The 20,337-nt window shown below is 63.1% G+C and carries 18 protein-coding genes; 11 read left to right on the top strand and 7 right to left on the bottom strand.

Features of this window, described 5'->3' with window-relative positions; all coding sequences use genetic code 11:
* Positions 1–543, top strand: coding sequence for a periplasmic heavy metal sensor (locus tag P3T23_RS23920; protein WP_429318591.1), 543 nt, complete (start codon positions 1–3; stop codon positions 541–543).
* A gap of 159 nt (positions 544–702) precedes the next feature.
* Here the strand turns inward: P3T23_RS23920 and P3T23_RS23915 are convergent, their stop codons facing one another.
* The gene (locus P3T23_RS23915) at positions 703–1,401 is read right to left on the bottom strand and encodes a pirin family protein (RefSeq protein ID WP_429318590.1); all 699 of its coding nucleotides are present in this window, start codon (positions 1,399–1,401) and stop codon (positions 703–705) included.
* A gap of 384 nt (positions 1,402–1,785) precedes the next feature.
* On the opposite strand from P3T23_RS23915, the gene P3T23_RS23910 reads away from it, so the two are divergent.
* The 5 genes from P3T23_RS23910 to P3T23_RS23890 all read left to right on the top strand — a co-directional run bounded on the left by P3T23_RS23910 (position 1,786) and on the right by P3T23_RS23890 (position 6,856).
* Positions 1,786–2,562: an ABC transporter substrate-binding protein gene (locus P3T23_RS23910; protein ID WP_429318589.1), complete on the top strand. Its 777-nt coding sequence runs from the start codon at positions 1,786–1,788 to the stop codon at positions 2,560–2,562.
* Between the two features lie 410 nt (positions 2,563–2,972).
* Positions 2,973–3,662 (top strand): ABC transporter permease, encoded by a 690-nt coding sequence (locus P3T23_RS23905; protein WP_429318588.1) that lies wholly within the window; start codon positions 2,973–2,975, stop codon positions 3,660–3,662.
* On the top strand, positions 3,659–4,372 hold the full coding sequence (locus tag P3T23_RS23900) for an ABC transporter permease (protein WP_429318587.1): 714 nt from the start codon (positions 3,659–3,661) through the stop codon (positions 4,370–4,372). The genes P3T23_RS23905 and P3T23_RS23900 overlap by 4 nt, the downstream gene beginning before the upstream one ends.
* Positions 4,373–4,389: 17 nt before the next feature.
* Complete coding sequence (locus P3T23_RS23895; protein WP_429318586.1) at positions 4,390–5,178, top strand: ABC transporter ATP-binding protein; 789 nt, start codon at positions 4,390–4,392, stop codon at positions 5,176–5,178.
* Between the two features lie 559 nt (positions 5,179–5,737).
* Complete coding sequence (locus tag P3T23_RS23890) at positions 5,738–6,856, top strand: porin (protein ID WP_429318585.1); 1,119 nt, start codon at positions 5,738–5,740, stop codon at positions 6,854–6,856.
* A 211-nt stretch (positions 6,857–7,067) separates the two neighbouring features.
* Here the strand turns inward: P3T23_RS23890 and glnK are convergent, their stop codons facing one another.
* Both glnK and P3T23_RS23880 read right to left on the bottom strand, forming a co-directional pair.
* Positions 7,068–7,406 carry a P-II family nitrogen regulator gene (gene glnK, locus P3T23_RS23885; protein WP_007587958.1) on the bottom strand — a complete coding sequence of 113 codons (339 nt, stop codon included), beginning with the start codon at positions 7,404–7,406 and terminating at the stop codon, positions 7,068–7,070.
* 120 nt (positions 7,407–7,526) lie between these two features.
* The gene (locus P3T23_RS23880; protein ID WP_429318584.1) at positions 7,527–9,215 is read right to left on the bottom strand and encodes an NAD+ synthase; all 1,689 of its coding nucleotides are present in this window, start codon (positions 9,213–9,215) and stop codon (positions 7,527–7,529) included.
* Positions 9,216–9,359: 144 nt separating this feature from the next.
* On the opposite strand from P3T23_RS23880, the gene P3T23_RS23875 reads away from it, so the two are divergent.
* Positions 9,360–10,529 carry a GNAT family N-acetyltransferase gene (locus P3T23_RS23875; protein WP_429318583.1) on the top strand — a complete coding sequence of 390 codons (1,170 nt, stop codon included), beginning with the start codon at positions 9,360–9,362 and terminating at the stop codon, positions 10,527–10,529.
* A gap of 170 nt (positions 10,530–10,699) precedes the next feature.
* Positions 10,700–11,053, top strand: coding sequence for a GIY-YIG nuclease family protein (locus tag P3T23_RS23870; RefSeq protein WP_429318631.1), 354 nt, complete (start codon positions 10,700–10,702; stop codon positions 11,051–11,053).
* Between the two features lie 93 nt (positions 11,054–11,146).
* Here P3T23_RS23870 and ppa read toward each other — a convergent pair whose 3' ends face one another.
* Complete coding sequence (gene ppa, locus P3T23_RS23865) at positions 11,147–11,674, bottom strand: inorganic diphosphatase (protein WP_429318582.1); 528 nt, start codon at positions 11,672–11,674, stop codon at positions 11,147–11,149.
* A 353-nt stretch (positions 11,675–12,027) separates the two neighbouring features.
* Between ppa and P3T23_RS23860 the strand changes: the two genes are divergently transcribed.
* From P3T23_RS23860 to P3T23_RS23850, 3 genes are all read left to right on the top strand, one after another.
* Positions 12,028–13,467, top strand: a complete 1,440-nt coding sequence (locus P3T23_RS23860; RefSeq protein WP_429318581.1) for an aldehyde dehydrogenase family protein — start codon at positions 12,028–12,030, stop codon at positions 13,465–13,467.
* Between the two features lie 55 nt (positions 13,468–13,522).
* Positions 13,523–14,281, top strand: a complete 759-nt coding sequence (locus P3T23_RS23855; protein WP_429318580.1) for an SDR family oxidoreductase — start codon at positions 13,523–13,525, stop codon at positions 14,279–14,281.
* Between the two features lie 163 nt (positions 14,282–14,444).
* The gene (locus tag P3T23_RS23850; protein ID WP_429318579.1) at positions 14,445–15,764 is read left to right on the top strand and encodes an MFS transporter; all 1,320 of its coding nucleotides are present in this window, start codon (positions 14,445–14,447) and stop codon (positions 15,762–15,764) included.
* Between the two features lie 159 nt (positions 15,765–15,923).
* Here the strand turns inward: P3T23_RS23850 and P3T23_RS23845 are convergent, their stop codons facing one another.
* From P3T23_RS23845 to hemC, 3 genes are read right to left on the bottom strand one after another with little or no spacing between them, the layout of a single operon-like run.
* Entirely contained in the window at positions 15,924–17,114 is a 1,191-nt protein-coding gene (locus P3T23_RS23845; RefSeq protein ID WP_429318578.1) for a heme biosynthesis protein HemY, read from the bottom strand.
* A gap of 2 nt (positions 17,115–17,116) precedes the next feature.
* Entirely contained in the window at positions 17,117–19,144 is a 2,028-nt protein-coding gene (hemDX, locus tag P3T23_RS23840) for a fused uroporphyrinogen-III synthase HemD/membrane protein HemX (protein ID WP_429318630.1), read from the bottom strand.
* Positions 19,144–20,124: a hydroxymethylbilane synthase gene (gene hemC / locus P3T23_RS23835; protein ID WP_429318577.1), complete on the bottom strand. Its 981-nt coding sequence runs from the start codon at positions 20,122–20,124 to the stop codon at positions 19,144–19,146. The genes hemDX and hemC overlap by 1 nt, the downstream gene beginning before the upstream one ends.
* Positions 20,125–20,337: the final 213 nt, after the last annotated feature.

Raw genomic sequence — 20,337 nt, 5'->3', positions numbered from 1 at the left:
ATGTCTACAAAAACATCACGTTTTCTCGCCGTTGCTGCTACTTCGCTTGCGCTGAGCCTCGGCATCGCCCATGCCGCTCAGCCCGATGCGCCGATGGGTGGTCCCGGCGGTGCCGGCGGCTGGCACGGTCATTTCATGAAGGAGCTGAGCCAGTTGCACAGCCAGCTCAACCTGAACGCGGATCAGGAAAAGCAATGGCAGTCCGCACTCGACACGATGAAGCAGACTCATGAGGCCGAGCGCGCCAACCATGAACAGATGAAGCAGCAGTTCAAGGCCATGCAACAACAGCCTATCCTCGATCTGAACGCACTGCACGCTGCGCATCAAAAGGTCCAGCAGCAGGATGCGCAACTGCGCGAACAGAGCGCGAACGCGTGGCTCGCTTTCTACAACGGCCTGAACGACCAGCAGAAGACGACCGTGAGCACGGCGCTCAAGCAACGTTTCGCGAAGATGGAGCAGCGCCACGAGAAGATGCGCGAGCGCTGGGAGCAACATCGCGATGCGGCGCCGGGCGGCGCTTCGACGCTCAAGCCATAACGCAACCGCTCCGCCTGCCTGCGGCAGGCGGGCTGCACCGGGCCCGTTTGCCGCAGGGATCATGCGGATCGGTCAAAAGGCTGCGTCAAAAAAAACGCCACGGAAGCGATTCCGTGGCGTTTTCTGCTACTACGCCTGCCTGCGAGCGATCGCGACCGATCAGGCGAGATCGAACAGCAGCACTTCTGCGGCACCCCCCTTTTCGAGCGTGACCGTGTCGACATTCGACAGCATGGCGGCATCGCCGGCGGCGAGCGCCTCGCCGTTCACCGTCAGGCCGCCTCGCGCCACGTGCACGTAAACGCGCCGCCCCGCCGGCACGGCATATTCCGCCCGTTCAGCGCCGTCGATCAACGCTGCATGGATCGACGCATCCGAATGAATCGTCACCGAGCCGTCGCGTCCATCCGGCGACGCCACCACGCGCAGGCGACCGCGCTTGTCAGCATCGTCGAAGCGCTTTTCTTCGTAGCCCGGCTGATCGCCGCGGCGGGCCGGCAGCACCCAGATCTGCAGCAGATGCACCGCCTCGTCCTTCGAAGCATTGAACTCGCTATGCATCACGCCCGTGCCGGCGCTCATCCGCTGGACGTCGCCGTGACGGATGGTCGAACCGTTGCCCATGCTGTCCTTGTGCGCGAGCGCGCCGTCGAGCACGTAGGTCACGATCTCCATGTCGCGGTGGCCATGTGCGCCGAAACCCTGACCGGGCGCGACCACGTCTTCGTTGATCACGCGCAGCGGGCCGAACTGCATGTGGTCGGGATCGTAGTAATCCGCAAACGAGAAGCTGTGATACGAATCGAGCCAGCCGTGGTTGGCATGACCCCGCTCAGCCGAGCGGCGAATCTGAAGCATGTCGATCTCCCGTCAGTGATTGGCGATGCCTGGAATGTATGGGCAATCGACCTCGAGGACAATCCGCACCGGCGCACCGCATCGTTCCATCCGTGACGGCAATGCCATGCGATGCAGCTTGCGGCACACGGCTTTGCCGTGCGAGGCGGCCGGCCACGCTCCAGGTCGGGCCTTCGGTGGCGCCGTCCGGCTCTTCGGGTAAAATACCGCGCTTTTCGGTCGGGCTGGGTCAGGCGGATGCGCACGCGGCGTTCCCGGGCCGCACGCCGGATCGGGCGACACAGCGCCCTGCGCCGCAATTTTGTCCGCCTAGAATAGCGACGGCCAGTCACAAGCCGGCAGTCGTCGCCCGGACCCCGACGATCAGTCAGAATCAGGAGAATCATGAAGAAGTTCGCACTGTGCGCAGCGCTTGCAGTCGCCGCCACCGGGGCCATGGCAAAAGAATGGAAAACGGTGCGAATCGGCGTCGACGCCAGCTATCCGCCGTTCGAATCGAAAGCGGTCAATGGCCAGATCGTCGGCTTCGATGTCGATCTGACGAAGGCCATGTGCGCGAAGATGAACGTCAAATGCGTGTGGATCGAGCAGGATTTCGACGGCATCATCCCGGCCCTGAAGGGCAAGAAGTTCGACGCGATCGTGTCGTCGCTGACGATCACCGACAAGCGTCGCGAGCAGATCGATTTCTCGGACAAGCTGTTTGACGCACCCGCCCGCATGATCGCGAGGACCGGCTCCCCGCTGCAGCCGACGGCGGCATCGCTGCAAGGCAGGCGCGTCGGCGTCGAGCAGGGCTCGACGCAGGAAGCTTACGCGAAGGCCTATTGGGAACCGAAGGGCGTGACCATCTTGCCGTACCAGGATCAGGATCAGGTCTATGCCGACCTCACCTCGGGCCGACTCGATGCCGCGCTGCAGGATGAAGTGCAGGCCGATGCCGGCTTCCTGAAGACGTCGCGCGGCAAGGGCTTCGCGTGGGCGGGTCCGGAAGTGAAGGATCCGAAGACGATCGGCGAAGGCACCGCGATTGGCCTGCGCAAGGACGATGCCGAACTGAAGACCCTGTTCAACAAGGCGCTGGCGGATGTCCGCCAGGACGGCACGTTCGGCAAGCTCGCGAAGCAGTACTTCGACTTCGACATTTACACGGGCAAATGAGCGGAAAAATGAGTGGTAGAGAATCCGGTAGATGAGCCACCATACGACGCGTTGCACGGCACCGTGCGATTTCGGTAACGCGGACCCATCGGGGCGTGCACCGATGGGCTGGATGGGGTTCCGGTAATACAGTCGCAGTCAGTCAAAAGCAGTTAGCAGCAGTTAAAGGCAGTCGCTAAAAAACGCGCTGCTCCGCCGGCGGCAGTTCGGCATGCGCCTCAGTTGAAACGAGACAGCGTGTCGTGCTTCGCGGCCCCGGATCCGGGGCACGGAGGAGCGGTCATGATTCGCACAGCGGCGCGCTGTGCGCCGGGCGTCCGGCCGGATCGAGGATCCACCACCGGTCAGGGACGCACGGCGCGGGCAAACCGCGTCTTTCGCGGCGCTTCGGGCGCCGTCGAGGACTTCATATGCTCTTTCAAGGCTACGGCCCGCTGATCCTGGCCGGCACCTGGCAGACCGTCAAACTGGCGGTGTTGTCACTGGCGTTCGCATTTCTGCTCGGGCTGCTTGGTGCAGCGGCGAAACTGTCGAAAAACCGCGTGTCGCACGGCGTCGGTACGCTGTATACGACGCTGGTTCGCGGCGTTCCCGATCTCGTGCTGATGCTGCTGCTGTTCTACAGCATCCAGATCTGGCTCAACGACCTGACCGACATGCTCGGTTGGGACCAGATCGACATCGACCCGTTCATCGCCGGCGTGATCGTGCTCGGCTTCATTTACGGCGCGTACTTCACCGAGACCTTCCGCGGTGCCTTCCTGTCGGTGCCGCGCGGCCAGCTGGAAGCAGGCTCCGCGTACGGCATGAGTTCGTGGCAGGTGTTCTCGCGAATCATGTTCCCGCAGATGATGCGCTTCGCATTGCCCGGCATCGGCAACAACTGGCAGGTGATGGTGAAAGCCACCGCGCTGGTGTCGATCATCGGGCTTGCCGACGTCGTCAAGGCTTCCCAGGATGCCGGCAAAGGCACCCTGCGGTTCTTTTTCTTCACCTTGCTTGCGGGTGCGATCTACCTCGCCATCACCACAGTCTCCAACTTCGTGCTGATGTACCTCGAAAAGCGTTACTCGACCGGCGTACGAAAGGCGGACCTATGATCGGGCTGATCCAGGAATACTGGCGCAACTATCTTTTCACCGACGGTTATCGCTTCACCGGCCTCGCGATCACGATGTGGTTGCTGGTGGTATCGATCGGCCTCGGCTTCTGCCTGTCGATCCCGCTCGCCGTGGCGCGCGTGTCGAAGAGGGTATGGCTGTCCCGCGCAGTGTGGCTGTATACGTATATCTTCCGTGGGACGCCGCTCTATGTGCAGTTGCTGCTCTGCTACACGGGCCTCTACAGCCTCGAAATCGTCCGCTCGCATGAGCTGACCGACGCTTTCTTCCGTAGCGGCATGCACTGCACGCTGCTCGCGTTCACGTTGAACACCTGTGCGTACACCACCGAGATCTTCGCCGGCGCCATCAAGGCCACCCCGTACGGCGAGATCGAAGCGGCACGCGCGTATGGCATGTCGCAGTTTACGCTGTACCGGCGCGTGATCCTGCCGTCGGCGCTGCGCCGCGCGCTGCCGTACTACAGCAACGAAGTGATCCTGATGCTGCATGCCACCACCGTCGCCTTCACCGCGACTGTGCCGGACATCCTCAAGATCGCGCGCGACGTGAACTCCGCCACGTACCAGTCGTTCGGAGCATTCGGCATTGCCGCCCTGCTCTACCTCGCCATTTCCTTCACGCTCGTGTGGCTGTTCCGCCGCGCCGAGCGCCGCTGGCTCGCTTATCTGCGGCCGCAAGGCAAGTAAGCCAGACAAGGACACAGATGAACACCCAGAAAACCAGGCAACAAAAGCTTTTCGTCGACGAACTGCACAAGCAGTACGGCGACAACGAAGTCCTCAAGGGCGTCTCGCTCAAGGCGAACGCCGGCGACGTGATCAGCGTGATTGGCTCCTCCGGCTCCGGCAAGAGCACGATGCTTCGCTGTATCAACTTCCTCGAGCAACCGAACTCGGGGCGCATCTTCGTCGACAACGAGGAAGTGCGCACCGCGAAGGATCGCAGCGGCGCGCTGCGCGTCGCCGACCAGAAACAGCTGCAACGCGTGCGCACCAAACTGTCGATGGTGTTTCAGCACTTCAACCTGTGGTCGCACATGTCCGTTCTGGAAAACGTGACAGAGGCGCCGGTCAACGTGCTCGGCCTGCCGCGTCGCGAAGCCGAAGAGCGTGCCCGCCAGTACCTCGAAAAGGTGGGTCTCGCTCCCCGTCTCGAGAAGCAGTACCCGTCGCATCTGTCGGGCGGCCAGCAGCAGCGCGTGGCGATTGCGCGGGCGCTGGCGATGCATCCGGACGTGATGCTGTTCGACGAACCGACCTCAGCGCTTGATCCGGAGCTCGTGGGCGAGGTACTGAAAGTGATGCAGACGCTGGCCGAGGAAGGCCGCACGATGATCGTCGTCACGCACGAGATGGCGTTCGCGCGCAACGTGTCGAATCACGTGATGTTTCTGCATCAAGGGCGGGTCGAAGAAGAAGGACATCCCGAAGAAGTCTTCAAAAACACGAGGAGCGAACGGTTAAAACAGTTTCTTTCGGGCAGTCTCAAATGAGTCTGTAGTTAATGTAGTTTTACAAGGCGCTTACAGCGCCTTTTTTATTCCCGCTTCCTCGCGCTTCCAGCTCATATTTCCCAAGATTTGAGACTTCAAAGGCTGAAACGCACTACTCCCGACGATTTCTATCGTCAATAGTGGCAATCCTTGACGCCCTTGCCTTCGATCCGTGATTCCCTTGTCTGACAAGGCTTTCGGCGCATTTCTTCGTACCAGCCGCAGACCGGCACGCATACCAGTATTGCAATTTGGCGACACCTGTTTGGGAGAAGACGATTTTCTTCGCCACGTAAGGGTATTTTTGCTAAATTAGTAACCAAAGTAGCAAAACAAAGTTCGATAAAAGTAGTTTCACTTCATAAGTCACAGGAGATACCGGTCGACGTGGGGATCGGAAATGACGAACAGACGGCCACTCACACAGGCTGCATGTCATGACAACAGGCCCCCGGCCGTAAAAGCTCTCTGGTACAGAAATTCTGTTCGGCGCCTCTGGCGTCCGGACACCATTCGCAGTACTGGGTTTACTTTTTGACAGGGTATGGAGGAGGAGAAGATGAAGAAAGCTTTGCTCGCGGCATCGCTGCTGACGTTCGGCGTGGCAGCACACGCACAGAGCAGCGTTACGCTGTATGGGCGCCTGGATGCCGGCCTTGAGTACCTTAGCGGTCTCTCAAACGGTAATGGCGGTACGACCAGCCGTTGGAAGGCTGAAAGCGGCGACTGGGGCACCAGCCTGTGGGGCATGAAGGGTGTCGAGGACATCGGTGGCGGCAACAAGGTCCTGTTCCAGTTGGAAGGCTCCTTCAACACGATGACGGGTCAAGGCCCGGGCGGCGGCGGTCTCTTCAATCGCTGGGCAACGGTCGGTATGTCGAACGACATGTACGGTACGCTGACGGCAGGCCGTATGCTCTTCATCTCGAACGGCGTGTGGGACTTCGATCCGTTCGGTCAATCGAACTGGTCGTCGGCTTCGCTGGTGCGTGGCCGCAACTGGCCGCAATCGAGCAACAACATTGCATACCAGTCGCCGAAGTTCGCAGGCTTTGACTTCTACGGTCAATACGCCCTGTCGAACGCCACGAACTGGAACGGTAACGGCACGACGACGCAAGGCCGCGAAGCTGGCGCGCAGGTTACGTACACGTCATCGCTCTTCCAGGTCCGCGGTATCTATGACGAAATCCGCAACCCGGCAAACGGTCAGTTCACCGACCCGTTCAACTTCTCCCGTGAGTACTCGGCATTGGTCAACGTGTTCCTCGGCCAGTTCAAGGTCCAGGCTGCTTACCAGGCAATTCGTACGGCCAACGCAGCAACGCTGGCTAACGCGGCGCCGACCTCGCTCGATCATGAATGGGGTGGTGTGACGTGGCAAGCTACGCCGGCTGCAGCCCTGATTGCGGCGGTCTATCACGTCAACGCGAACAAGGGCGGCGGCAACGCTACGATCTACACGATCGGCGGTTCGTACAACATCTCGAAGCGCACGCTGTTCGACATCCAGATCGCAACCGTGCGTAACAGCTCGACTGCGAACTTCGGTCTGGAAGCGAACGCGGCAGGTCCTGGCGGCTCGTCGACGGTGGATGGCGTCACGTCGTTCAACGACAACCCGCCGGTCGGCAAGAACCAGACGGGTGTGTACGCAGGCATCCAGCACTCGTTCTAATCGAACGGTGTAATCAGAACAGTTAAAGAGAAGTTTTCACGCTGCTGCGAGAGGCGCGTATCGGTGCGGTACCCGAAAGGGTATCGCACCGTTTTTTATTGTGGCTAACGAATATGCGCGCACCGGGTTGGTGCAGTGGCGATGCCTGATATCCAGCGAGGTCAGCCCGGATCAGTTGTGATCGAATCGGGCGGCCCCGCTAAGAGCCGCATCACACCGCCGCTTCGTTCTCCTCACCCGTGCGGATGCGGATCACACGCTCGACGTCCGCGACGAAGATCTTGCCGTCGCCGATCTTGCCGGTGCGCGCCGCGCCGATGATCGCATCGATGACCTGATCGCACTGGTCGTTGGCGACGACCACTTCAATCTTGACCTTTGGCAGGAAATCGACGACGTACTCCGCGCCGCGATACAGCTCTGTGTGACCCTTCTGGCGTCCAAAGCCCTTCACTTCCGTCACGGTCAGGCCTGTCAGCCCCACTTCGGCGAGCGCCTCACGCACTTCGTCGAGCTTGAATGGTTTGATGACTGCAGTGATGCGTTTCATGGCGTACCTCGTCGAGGGTCGGAAATTGAACGGTTTGAAAACAAAATGAATGCTTTTGATTCTACGCCGCGCAGGACGCATTGCGAGTAGTCCAGCGCACGTATCTCACGTACAGCGACCTCATTCGACGGGTTCCGTATAGCGTGACGTAATCGGATAACGCCAGTCGCGGCCAAACGCGCGATGCGTCACGCGGATGCCGATGGGCGCCTGACGCCGCTTGTATTCGTTGATCTTGATGAGGCGCGTGACGCGCTTCACGTCTTCGACGGCAAAGCCGGCCGCGATGATTTCCGCCAGCGACCGGTCCTCCTCCATATACATGCGCATGATCGCATCGAGCACTTCGTACGGCGGCAGGCTGTCCTGGTCGGTCTGGTTGTCGCGCAATTCCGCCGACGGCGCGCGCGTCAGGATCCGCTCCGGGATGATGTCCTGCTTCCCGAACGTGGTCGCCGCGTTACGGTAGTGGCACAGGCGATAGACGAGCGTCTTCGCGATGTCCTTGATGACCGCGAAGCCGCCGGCCATATCGCCGTACAGCGTGCAGTAGCCCACGGCCATCTCGCTCTTGTTGCCGGTGGTGAGCACGATCGAGCCGAACTTGTTCGACAGCGCCATCAGCAGCGTGCCGCGAATGCGCGCCTGGATGTTTTCCTCGGTGGCGTCTTCGGGGCGGCCGGCGAATTCGTCCGCAAGCGAGGCGCGAAACGCGTCGAACATCGGCGCGATGGCGATCTCGTCGTAGCGCACGCCGACGCGGCGAGCCATGTCGGCCGCATCGGTGGTGGAGATGTCGGCGGTATAGCGCGACGGCATCATCACCGCGCGCACCCGGTCCGCGCCCAGCGCGTCGCACGCGACGGCCAGCACCAGGGCGGAATCCACGCCGCCCGACAGGCCGATGATCGCCCCCGGGAAACCGTTCTTGTTGATGTAGTCGTGCACGCCCATCACGAGCGCGGCGTAGACCTGCGCTTCGACCGACAGCTCCGGCGCGATCGTCGAAGGCACCGGGGTCGCGCCGTCGAATTCGACGATCGCGTACCCTTCTTCGAACTGCGCCATCTTTGCGACCACCTCGCCCTGGCCGTCGAGTACGAATGAGCCTCCGTCGAACACGAGCTCATCCTGCGCGCCGACCATGTTCACGTAGACCATCGGCAGACCGGTCTCGCGGATGCGTGCGCGCAGGATGTCGACACGCACCGCTTCCTTGTTCAGGTGATACGGCGAGCCGTTCGGAATCAGGAGCACCTGCGCGCCCGCGGCCTTCGCGATCTGCGCCGCCGACGCATGCCACACGTCTTCGCAGATCACCACGCCGAATTTCACGCCATCGAGTTCGAACACGAACGGCTGCGGGTCGTTGGCGAAATAGCGCTTCTCGTCGAAGACTTCGGTGTTCGGCAGATCCTGCTTGCGATACGTACCGACAACGTTGCCATCGACGATCAGCGACGCCGCGTTGAACGTATCGACGGGCGGCACGCCGCGCTCGATTGGCGCGTTTGCATTACCATGGCCGTTTGCCGTGTCGCGATGCGGATGCCCGACGATCACATGCAGGCCCTTGAAAGGCTTCAGCTGTGCGGCGAGATCGGCCAGCGCCGCGGCGCTCGCCGTATAGAACGCGGGACGCAGCAACAGGTCTTCTGGCGGATAACCGGACAGCGCGAGTTCCGGCGCGACCAGCAGCTTCGCACCATCGTTGTGCGCAGCACGCGCCGCGTCGACGATTTTCGCGACGTTGCCGGCGAAGTCGCCGACGGTGACATTGAGTTGGGCTAGAGCGATTCGGGTCTTCATGGCAGGAGCAAAGGCCGGGAGGCAAGCCCGCGGCTTGCCGGCGACGGCGGCAACAGTAGTTCGATGAACGGGCAACGGACAACACGGACGACGGGCCGCACACCACGCGGTTAAAGGTAGAACAGAGTGGAACGGTCACACAGATTGAATCAGGAACGCTTTGATTATCGCACGGGCATTCTGGCGTCGCCGCTCGAGGTCGATGCCACCGAATGGAATGCACTGCTCGCGCGGCAGACGCAACCCACGCCGTTTCTGCGCCATGAATTCCTGAGTGCGCTGCACGCGACACGCTGCGCCGTACCCGATACGGGCTGGCACACGCAGTTCGTCACGCTGACCGACGCGCGCACAGGGCGCCTCGAAGCGGCCGCGCCGGTGTACCTGAAAGGGCACTCGTACGGCGAATACGTGTTCGACTGGGCCTGGGCGGATGCGTACAAGCGCAACGGCGTGCCCTACTACCCCAAGCTGCTGTGCGCGGTGCCGTTCACGCCCGTGCAGGGCAACCGCCTGCTCGCGACGGGCGAACACGCGCTGCGCCATCTCGCCGCGACGTTGATGGCGTTTGCCGAGCAGGCGGATGTCTCATCGCTGCATGTGCTGTTCCCGACCGAAACCGAAGCCGATGCGCTCACCGACCTCGGGATGATGCAGCGCGAAGGCGTGCAGTTTCACTGGCTCAACGACGGCTACCGCCACTTCGACGATTTTCTCTCGACGCTCGAACAGAAGAAGCGCAAGAACATTCGCGCCGAGCGCCGCAAGGTGCACGACGCGGGCATCACGTTCCGGCGCGTGCGCGGCGAAGACGCCACCGACGCCGACTGGCGCTTCTTCAGCAAATGCTACCGGCAGACGTATCGGGAGCATTTTTCGACGCCCTATCTGAACCTCGATTTCTTCCGCATGATCGGCGAGTCGATGCCGGAGAACCTGCTGCTCGTGATCGCCGAGTTCGAAGGCAAGCCGATCGCCAGTTCGCTCGTCGTGTACCAGCGCGACGCAACGACTGGCGGCACGCTGTACGGACGCTACTGGGGTGCGCTCGAACACGTGCCGTGCCTGCACTTCGAGACCGCGTACTATCAGCCCCTCGAATTCTGCATCGAGGAAAAGCTCGGCGCGTTCGAAGGCGGCGCGCAGGGCGAACACAAGATGGCGCGTGGTTTTCTGCCGACCGTCACGCGCTCGGCACATTGGCTCGCGCATCCGGCTTTCGCGGATGCGGTTGCGCGGTTCCTTGAAGGGGAAACGAACAACATCCATGCTTACGTCGATGAACTGCGCGAGCACAATCCGTTCAGGATCTGACTGAAGAGCTGACCGAAGAGCGGGTTAAAGGGCTGAATGAAGGGCTGAATGAAGGGCCAGTTGAAGCACAGACCGAAGGCGACGGCAGCAGGTTACGGCGGTGTGTTTCTGTGGGAAACTTGCGCCCGCACCGTCCCCCACTTTCGACGACTGACGTTTTCATCGCCGCCATGCCGTGGTTTCTCTACCTGATCGAATGCGAAGACGACAGCGTCTATACGGGCATCGCCACCGATGTTCAGGCGCGCTTCGACAAGCATGTCAACGGCACCGGCGCGCGCTACACGCGTTCGCGCAAGCCGCGACAGTTGCTGGCGTGGTTCGAACTGGCCGACCGCTCGAGCGCATCGCGTGCCGAGTACTGGGTCAAACGGCTTCCGCCAGTCGAAAAACGCGCGCTCGCGGCAGGGGTCCGCTCACTTGAATCGGTTTTGCCCGCGCCTCCTGCCGATGAGGAGGAGGAGGAGGAGTCGGAGCCCGACTCCGAAATCGCTTCCGCGGAAACCGATGCCTCCAGGGCGTAAAAAACCGCGCGGCCCGTTAGGGGCACGCGCGGTTTTTTCATACTGCGGCGCGCAGGCTAGCTGGAATAGCAGAACCCGCGCGAGGCGAAAACTTCACTTCTTGTAGTTCGCCACGCCTTCGCTGATTTCCTTGTGCGCGGCATCGATGTCCGCCCAGCCGTCCACCTTCACCCACTTGCCCTTTTCGAGCGCCTTGTATTGCTCGAAGAAGTGCTTGATCTGGTCTTTCAGGTACGACGGCACGTCGTCGATGGACTTGAGGTCAGCAGTCATCGGGCAGATTTTGTCGTGCGGCACGGCGATCAGCTTCGCGTCGACGCCCGATTCGTCCGTCATCTGCAGCATGCCGAGCGCGCGGGCGCGCACCACCGAGCCAGCCAGCAGCGGGAACGGCGTGATCACGAGAACGTCGACCGGGTCGCCGTCACCGGACAGCGTTTGCGGAATGAAGCCGTAGTTGGCCGGATAGCGCATGCCCGTGCCGATGAAGCGGTCGACGACGAGCAGGCCCAGTTCCTTGTCGGCCTCGTACTTCACCGGATCGCTTTGCGCGGGGATTTCGATGATGACGTTGAAATCTTGCGGGAGATCTTTGCCTGCGGGGACGTGATTGAAGCTCATGAGCGTTCTCTGGTCGGGATGAAATTCGGAACACGGCGTACGGCGCGACACCTGACGGACATCAGGTGCATCACGCGCATGAGGCGCGGATAACACCTCACGCGCGGCGACGCGACCGGACAGTGCGGGATGCGCCATTATAGCCAATCGGCCGATGGCACCCGGCGCGGGATCGGCGCGATAATCGTTCTGCGTCCTGCGAGTTGCGCGCTGCTTCCGGGTGCTTTTGGGTATTTCTGGTCAGATCCGGAAGCCCGGCGGCGTCCGCACCGCCCGCGCCAACCTCTGCCCGTGGCATCCGGCGGTTCGGCTGTCGGCTCGCCCTGTCTGTGGCTTTTCAACCAGGAGCATGCATGGAAGAAGCGAAACACTTCATCGGCGGCGAATGGATCAATCCTGCGGGCGGCGAGACGATCGACGTCGTCGATCCGTCGGACGGCCAGCCGTTCACGCGCCTCGCCCGCGGCACGCCCGCCGATGTCGACCGTGCCGTGCAGGCGGCGCGCCGCGCCTTCGAGGGCGCATGGGGCGCAGCGAGCGCCGCCGAACGCGGTCGCGTGCTTTACCGGCTGTCGATGCTCGTCACCGCGTGTCACGAAGAACTCGCGAAGCTCGAAGCGCGGGACACCGGCAAGCCGCTGAAGCAGGCGCGCGCGGATGCTTCGGCGCTCGCGCGTTATTTCGAGTACTACGCGGGCGCCGCCGACAAGCTGCACGGCGAAACGCTCCCCTATCAGGCCGGCTACACGGTCTTCACGATCCGCGAACCGCACGGCATCACGGGCCACATCGTGCCGTGGAATTATCCGATGCAGATCTTCGGCCGCAGCGTCGGCGCGGCGCTCGCGGCGGGCAACGCATGCGTCGTGAAACCCGCCGAGGACGCGTGCCTGACGGTGCTGCGCGTCGCCGAACTGGCCTCCGAAGCTGGCTTGCCGGCGGGCGCGCTGAATGTCGTCACCGGTTATGGACACGAAGCGGGCGCGGCGCTCGCACGTCATCCGGGCATCGATCACATCTCGTTTACCGGATCGCCGGAAACCGGCAAGCTCGTCACGCAGATGGCGGCCGAAAATCATGTGCCCGTCACGCTCGAACTCGGCGGCAAGTCGCCGCAAATCGTTTTTGCCGACGCGGACCTCGACGCCGCGCTGCCTGTGCTGGTCTCGGCCATCGTGCAAAACGCGGGGCAGACCTGTTCGGCAGGCAGCCGGGTGCTGATCGATCGTGCGATCTACGAGCCCCTACTCGACCGGCTGGCCGCGGCGTTCAATGCGTTGCGCGTCGGGCCGTCGCAGGCCGATCTCGATTGCGGGCCGCTGATCAGCGCGAAGCAGCAACAACGCGTGTGGGACTTTCTGTCCGACGCGCAGCACGACGGCGTCGCGATGGCCGCCCATGGTGAAGTTGTCAGCGAAGCGCCCGAAACGGGCTTCTATCAGGCGCCGACGCTTTTACGCGACGTGCCGCCCGCTCACCGGCTCGCGCGCGAAGAAGTGTTCGGCCCGGTGCTTGCCGCCATGTCATTCAGCAGCGAGGACGAAGCCGTCGCGCTCGCCAACGGCACGCCGTACGGGCTTGTCGCCGGCATCTGGACGCGCGACGGCGCGCGTCAGCTACGCCTGGCACGCCGGGTGCGTTCCGGCCAGGTTTTCATCAATAACTACGGCGCCGGCGGCGGCGTCGAACTGCCGTTTGGCGGCGTCCGGCATTCCGGCCACGGACGCGAGAAAGGCTTCGAGGCGCTGTACGGCTTCACGGTTCTGAAAACGGTCGCGATCCGTCACGGCTAGCCGGCACGCTCCACACCACTGCAGTTCGAACACTGACTAAAACACAGGAGACATCATGCGGTTGACAGGCAAGACAGCCATCGTGACAGGTGGCGGCTCGGGTTTCGGCGAAGGCATCGCGAAAACCTATGCACGCGAGGGTGCGAATGTCGTCGTCAACGATCTGCACGGCGCGGCAGCCGAACGTGTCGCAAGCGAAATCGCGCTGGCGGGTGGCAAGGCGATCGCCGTGGCCGGCGACGTCACGAAGAGAGATGACTGGCGCCTGCTGCGCGAAGCGGCGCTCGAAGACTTCGGTAGCGTGCAGATCGTCGTCAACAACGCCGGCACGACACACCGGAACAAACCGGTACTTGACATCACCGAAGCCGAGTTCGACCGCGTCTACGCGGTGAACGTCAAAAGTATCTACTGGAGCGTGCAGCAGTTCGTGCCGTACTTCCGCGAAAAAGGCGGCGGCGTGTTCGTCAATATCGCGTCGACGGCGGGCGTACGTCCCCGCCCCGGGCTCGTCTGGTACAACGGCAGCAAGGGCGCCGTGATCATCGCGAGCAAGTCGCTCGCCGCTGAACTCGGGCCAGACCGGATTCGCGTGAATTGCGTCAGTCCGGTGATGGGCGAAACCGCCCTGCTCTCAGAGTTCATGGGGGTCGAGGACACGCCGGAAAACCGCACGCGGTTTCTCGCCGGAATTCCGCTCGGTCGCTTCTCGACGCCGCAGGATGTCGCCAATGCGTGCCTCTATCTTGCCTCGGACGAAGCGGAGTTCATCACCGGCGTGTGCCTCGAAGTCGACGGTGGACGCTGCGTCTAGCCTTGCGTCTCGCGCCGCATGGCCACATGCGACGCACTGTGTTCGAATGGCCGTCGCATCTCGGTGTTTTCCCCGACGCCACACGCCGGGGATTCGTATGAACCGCGTATAGAATGCGCGAGACGCGGCACTTCTTTCTACCTAGAACAAATGAGGAGACACCATGGCCAGTCCCGCGAATCAGCTGCACCATCCCGGCGCCGGCGCGCCGCCTTCCACCTTCGAAGAAGCGACCTACCGTAAAGTCGCATGGCGGCTCACGCCGCTCTTGATGCTGTGCTATGTGGTCGCGTATCTCGACCGCGTCAACGTCGGTTTCGCGAAGCTGCAGATGACCACCGACCTCGGTTTAAGCGACGCCGTCTATGGCTTTGGCGCCGGTATCTTCTTTGTCGGGTACTTCATCTTCGAGATTCCCAGCAACGTCATCCTCCACAAGGTCGGCGCTCGCGTATGGATCGCGCGGATCATGGCATCGTGGGGCGTCATCTCGATGCTCACGATGTTCGTTACCACCCCGACGATGTTTTACGTGATGCGCTTCCTGCTCGGTCTCGCCGAAGCAGGCTTCTTTCCCGGCATCATCCTGTATCTCACGTACTGGTATCCGGCGCATCGGCGCGGCCGCATGACGACCTGGTTCATGACGGCGATTGCGCTCTCAGGCGTGATCGGCGGCCCGGTGTCGGGCTACATCCTGAAAACGTTCAATGGCGTCAACGGCTGGCATGGCTGGCAATGGCTGTTTCTATTGGAAGGGGTGCCTTCGGTGATCGTGGGCGTGATGGTGTTCTTCATGCTGGACGACCGGATCAGCAAGGCAAAGTGGCTGACCGACGAAGAACGGCAACTGCTCGAACGCAATATCGCTGCGGAAGACGCGACCAAGCATGACATGCCGATCCGGAAGGTCCTGTCCAGTCCGCGTGTGTGGCTGATGAGCCTGATCTACTTCTCGTTCGTGATGGGGCTTTATGGCGTGAGCTTCTGGCTGCCGACGATCATCAAGGCGACGGGCGTCACCGACGCGTTCGTGATCGGCCTGCTGTCGGCGATCCCGTTTGCGGCAGCCGTGGTCGCGATGGTGCTGGTCTCGCGCAGCGCGGACCGTATGCGCGAGCGTCGCTGGCACGTCGCATTGCCGGCTCTGGCGGGGGCGATCGGGCTGGTGCTGTCGGTTGTCTGGGCGCACAACACGCTTCTCGCGATGACCGCGCTGACGCTAGCGACGATGGGCATCCTCACGACGCTGCCGCTGTTCTGGAGTCTGCCGACTGCCTTTCTCGCCGGCACAGGCGCCGCCGCAGGCATCGCGATGATCAATTCGCTCGGCAATCTCGCCGGCTTTCTGAGCCCCTATGCGGTGGGCTGGCTCAAACAGGCGACGGCTGCCAACGACTCCGGCATGTACCTGCTGGCCGGATGCATGATCCTCGGCGGCCTGCTGGCGATCAGTGTGCCCGCGCGGGTCGTGAACAAGTAGCGGTTACGTTGCCCGCAACGTTCCCAGGCGGTTGATCGCACGCGCCGGCCTGCAGAAGCGAATCAGCGAATCGAAACAAAGGCGCGAACCGTCGAAAGAACAAAGCCTCCGGGGATTCAATCCACCGGAGGCTTTTTTCAATTCACCTTCCAGAACAGCTCAAACCACATTCATCGCCAGCGCGCTTTCCCGATAGTGCTCGCTGGCCTTGGCGGTATCGCCCAGCTGCTCGTGCAACCGCGCGAGCGCGCGATGCGAGCGGATTTTCAGCGGCTCGTTGTCGGCGAGCTTCAGCGCCATTTCGAGGAACGACTGGGCTTTGCCCCAAAGCTGCTGACGCAGGCACAACCGTCCGAGCGCGAATAGCAGATCCGCATCCTCCGGGCGCTCGTTTTTCCACGCCTCGGCCTTCTGGATGAGCGGCAGCGCGTCGTCGCCTGCGGTATCCGGGTAGCGGCGCAGCAGGCGCGCGTCCCAGTTCTGCGCGAGCGCTTCCTCGACGATCCTGCGCGCGTCGTTCGGACGGTTCAACGCAATCAGCAACTCGGCCGCCAGATCGGCAAGTCGCGGCGAATGCCGCTCGGTCGCCGACAGGGAATGCCACAGTTCAAGCAGCGCGTCCGCATTGTGACGACGGTCGCGCAGCAGATTCTCGGCTGCCAGTTGACGCAGCCGCACCGCGACTGCCGGGTGAATCGCCTCGCGTTTTTCCAGCGTCTTCACGAGCTTCAGCACCTCGCCCCAGTTCTTCAACTGCTGCTGGGCGCGCAGGGCGATCTGTTGCGCGTGAATGCGCCGGCCGCCCTGCGTCTGCATCTGCTTGAGCGCTTCCAGCGCACCGTCCGCGTCGCGGCCGTCGGCACGCATGTCGGCGGTGGCCATCTGACGCGCATCCTGCAGCTCGGCTTCGTCGATCTGCGCAAGCCATTCGTCGCGGCGCGCATATTCGTGCATACGATGTGCCGCGCTTGCGGCGATCAGACCGGCCGCGCCCTTGTTGTCAGGGTTCGCGAGCGAATCGCGCGCCGCCTTTTCCGCACGCGAGAAACGGCCCGCATACAGATTGCCGATCGCATCGCGCAATGCCGCATGCGCCTTCGCGACACGAGACCGCGCGCGGAAGGCCGCGACACGTTGCGGCATGCGCCAGATATTGCGGATGGCGCGCAGGAGCGCGTACAGCGCGATAAACATCACGATCAAACCGACGACGAACAGGTTCAGCGAGATGTCGACGCGGTATGGCGGATAGACGAGCAGCACCTGGCCGGTGTCGAAGCGGCCGGCTGTCGCCAGCACGACCGCGATCACGAACAGGAAGGCCAGCCAAAGAAGTCCCCGGATTGCCATGATTACCCCCGGCTCCGGTATTGATGAATAGCCTGCAGGCTCGTGTTCAGATTCGGCAGTTCGACTGCGGCCGAGCCTGTATCGACGTCCTTGACCAGTTCACGCACCGTCTGCACGCGCTTCGACGAGTTATCGAAGTAACGTCCCAGCGCGACGTCAGCCGCACGCAGGTCGGACTTGAGCGTGGTCTGGTTGCGCGACAGCAGCGCAAGCCGCGCCGACAGCAGGCGCAGCTTCAGGTTCTCGCGCACGAAGTAGCCCTGATCGGGCGACACGAGCATCGCGTCGGCATTGTCGATGCGGCGGATCTGAACGAGGCTCGTCAGCTGTTCACCGACGCCCTTCGTGAACTCGAACCACAACACCTTCCAGCGCGGCTCGCCGGTTGCGGCCGCGACCTTCGTCGAATCGGGCGGCGTGGCGGCGTGCGCGGTGGCGTGGCCGATCGGCGCCTCACCCGCAAGCGGGAGGGCGTCGATCTGCTCGATCGCGTTGTCGAGCTTGATCGCGAGGCCCGTGAGATCGGTGGACGGCGCGGCCTTCAGCTTGTCGATGTCCTGCGCGATGGCCTTGCGTACCGCGATCACCTGGGCGGCATCCGATGCCGCAAGACGCGTGTCCGCGCTTTGCAGGGCAAACAGCGCAAGTTGCGTGTTGCCGGTGAGCTGCAACTGCTGGCTTGCGGCCGACAGCATCTGCCCGACTTCGGCGAGCGTCCAGTCGTCGCGGTTGCGGGCGAGGTCCGCGTATTGCTGCTGCAACGCCTGCTGCCCGGCCTGGGCATCGGCAAGCCTGCCCTCGAGTTGCGACACCTGCGAATCAGACTGATGCACGGTCGCGAGCGCCTGTTCCGTCTTCACGTTCAGCGCGGCGGTGAGTGCGTCGTTGGCCTGCTGGCGCTGCACCAGCTGCTGCTCCATACGATCGACCTTGCGGTTCAACGCGAACGCGCCGACGCCCACCGCGCAGATCACCACGACGAGCACGAACCATAGCAGCGGTCCGCTCATGCTGCGCGGCTTCTGCGCTTCGAAGGGCGTGAAGGGAGGGTTCGGCGGCAACGGAGGCATGGCAGCCGGCGAAGTTGGGGCGTTCGTGGAAGCGTTCGATTCTGTCATGCGTGAGTGAGCCGGGTTGGACGGTACCGGTTTAACAACGGAAGCAACGGAAGCTGCGGAAGCGAGCAACGAGCGGACGATACGCTCGTCGCCCGCGCCTGACACCGTAATCCTATCAAAACCCACTCCCCGCGCGGTCTGCGCGATGCGTGGGTGTGGCGTGACGAGCACCGCGCGTTTCAGTTGCGCGATCTCGCCGGCGGTCAGATGGTCCTGCGCGAGCGCGTCGAGATTGCGCACCCCTTCGGAACTGGTGACGAGCCACGCGTGCGGCTCGCCGGACAACAGCCGGTGCACGCGCGCCCAGACACTGATCGACGGCTCGGGGACGATGCGCCGGTAAGCCGCGACCGTCTCGACCTGCGCGCCCGCCTCCCGCAGCCGGTCCGCGAGCCATTCGCGGCCGCCGTCGCCGCGCACGATCAGGACGCGCCGCCCTTCAAAACCGCTGGTTCCGAGCGACGCCTCCAGCGCCGCAAAGAGCGCCTCAGAATCGAAACGAGCGGCGTCGTCATCGGCCGCGACGGCCGGGCTGATCACGCGATACCCCGGCGCCTCGACGCCATGGCGCGCGAGCGCCGCGACGCTGCCCGGCCCTACCACGCCAACCGGCAGCGCATGCGGCCAGATCGCGTCATGGTGGGCGAACGCCCGATCGACCGCATTCGGCGAAACGAATACCACCAGCGCATAGTTTTCGAGCGACGCCAGTGCGGCGCGCAGCGGACCAGCGTCCTCGACGTCGGCGATATCGATCAGCGGGAACTCGAGGGTCTCCACGCCCGCTGTAGCGAGCAGCCCGATCAGTCCGGACGATTGCCCGGCCGGGCGTGTAACGACGACGGTGAACACCGGTGCAACCACGCCGGCAGGAGGATCGATGCCCGCTTCTGGCGGCGCGCTGGATGACATCACGCGCCGGATGCGTTGCCGCTCGCAGCGGATAGCGCGCGGACGATGTCGAGTGCGCCCTGGCTTTCGAGCTGGGCTGCCACTTTGCGCCCCAACTCGATAGCGGCGCCGACCGTCGGCGCGGGCGCGGACGCCTGTGCGTGCAGCACGCGCTGGCCGTCGGGCGTCGCGACGATGCCGCGCAGATGCAGCGCACCGTCATGCCAGCTTGCGTAAGCCGCGAGCGGTACCTCGCAACTACCGCCCAGCGCGCGCGACACCATCCGCTCAGCCTCCACCGCCGCAGCCGTGTGTTCGTGATGCAGTGGCGCAAGCCACGCGGCGAGGTCAGCACGATCCGCGCGGATCTCGATGCCGAGCGCGCCCTGGCCCGCTGCGGGCAGGCTGTCTTCGGGGTCGAGCAGCGCGCGGATGCGCTCAGCGAGGCCAAGCCGCTTCAGGCCGGCCGCCGCCAGGATGATCGCCGCGTAGTCGCCTCGGTCGAGCTTCGCGAGCCGCGTGTCGAGATTGCCACGCAACGGCTGCACGACAAGGTGCGGATAGCGGGTCCGCAGCATGGCCTCGCGGCGCAGGCTGGAGGTGCCGACGACGCTGCCGGCCGGCAGCGCCGCCAGCGAGTCATAGGTGTTCGACACGAACGCGTCGCGCGGATCTTCGCGCTCCATGATCGTGGAAAGCGCGAAGCCTTCCGGCAGTTCCATCGGCACGTCCTTGAGCGAATGGACGGCCAGGTCGGCGCGGCCATCGGCCAGCGCGTTTTCGAGTTCCTTGATGAAGAGCCCCTTACCTCCAACCTTCGAAAGCGTGCGATCGAGAATCTGATCGCCACGTGTTGTCATTCCGAGGATTTTTACGTCGCAAGATGGATATAATTTGTGCAGCGCACACCGCACATGTTCAGCCTGCCACATGGCAAGGCGGCTTTCTCGCGAAGCGATCACAAGCGTGCGGGGTAGCGCTGAATTGGTCTCGGAACTCATTGCAAGGTCTTTGGAAGACGGGATCGAATAACAATCAATGTTAGCACGCACGCCAGCGTCTCTAACCCGGCCAGATGGCCGTACTGGCGTGGCATCGATGGAGGAGACGGGCCCGTCCCGGGCGTTGCCGCTGGATCCGCCCCCATGCTTCACGCACGGTCGTTCGCGCGCCCTGCGCCTGCATGCGGGATGATGCAATGCGGCGGACCGTGG

The sequence above is a fragment of the Paraburkholderia sp. GAS448 genome, from assembly GCF_050435685.1.
Taxonomy (GTDB): domain Bacteria; phylum Pseudomonadota; class Gammaproteobacteria; order Burkholderiales; family Burkholderiaceae; genus Paraburkholderia.
Note: the sequence above shows the minus strand (reverse complement) of the source record. Positions and strands in the feature narration are given on the sequence as shown.

Coding starts and splice junctions, on each gene's coding strand:
- P3T23_RS23920 (WP_429318591.1), top strand. CDS start 1: ATGTCTACAAAAACATCACGTTTTCTCGCCGTTGCTGCTACTTCGCTT.
- P3T23_RS23915 (WP_429318590.1), bottom strand. CDS start 1,401: ATGCTTCAGATTCGCCGCTCGGCTGAGCGGGGTCATGCCAACCACGGC.
- P3T23_RS23910 (WP_429318589.1), top strand. CDS start 1,786: ATGAAGAAGTTCGCACTGTGCGCAGCGCTTGCAGTCGCCGCCACCGGG.
- P3T23_RS23905 (WP_429318588.1), top strand. CDS start 2,973: ATGCTCTTTCAAGGCTACGGCCCGCTGATCCTGGCCGGCACCTGGCAG.
- P3T23_RS23900 (WP_429318587.1), top strand. CDS start 3,659: ATGATCGGGCTGATCCAGGAATACTGGCGCAACTATCTTTTCACCGAC.
- P3T23_RS23895 (WP_429318586.1), top strand. CDS start 4,390: ATGAACACCCAGAAAACCAGGCAACAAAAGCTTTTCGTCGACGAACTG.
- P3T23_RS23890 (WP_429318585.1), top strand. CDS start 5,738: ATGAAGAAAGCTTTGCTCGCGGCATCGCTGCTGACGTTCGGCGTGGCA.
- glnK (WP_007587958.1), bottom strand. CDS start 7,406: ATGAAACGCATCACTGCAGTCATCAAACCATTCAAGCTCGACGAAGTG.
- P3T23_RS23880 (WP_429318584.1), bottom strand. CDS start 9,215: ATGAAGACCCGAATCGCTCTAGCCCAACTCAATGTCACCGTCGGCGAC.
- P3T23_RS23870 (WP_429318631.1), top strand. CDS start 10,700: ATGCCGTGGTTTCTCTACCTGATCGAATGCGAAGACGACAGCGTCTAT.
- ppa (WP_429318582.1), bottom strand. CDS start 11,674: ATGAGCTTCAATCACGTCCCCGCAGGCAAAGATCTCCCGCAAGATTTC.
- P3T23_RS23860 (WP_429318581.1), top strand. CDS start 12,028: ATGGAAGAAGCGAAACACTTCATCGGCGGCGAATGGATCAATCCTGCG.
- P3T23_RS23855 (WP_429318580.1), top strand. CDS start 13,523: ATGCGGTTGACAGGCAAGACAGCCATCGTGACAGGTGGCGGCTCGGGT.
- P3T23_RS23850 (WP_429318579.1), top strand. CDS start 14,445: ATGGCCAGTCCCGCGAATCAGCTGCACCATCCCGGCGCCGGCGCGCCG.
- P3T23_RS23845 (WP_429318578.1), bottom strand. CDS start 17,114: ATGGCAATCCGGGGACTTCTTTGGCTGGCCTTCCTGTTCGTGATCGCG.
- hemDX (WP_429318630.1), bottom strand. CDS start 19,144: ATGTCATCCAGCGCGCCGCCAGAAGCGGGCATCGATCCTCCTGCCGGC.
- hemC (WP_429318577.1), bottom strand. CDS start 20,124: ATGAGTTCCGAGACCAATTCAGCGCTACCCCGCACGCTTGTGATCGCT.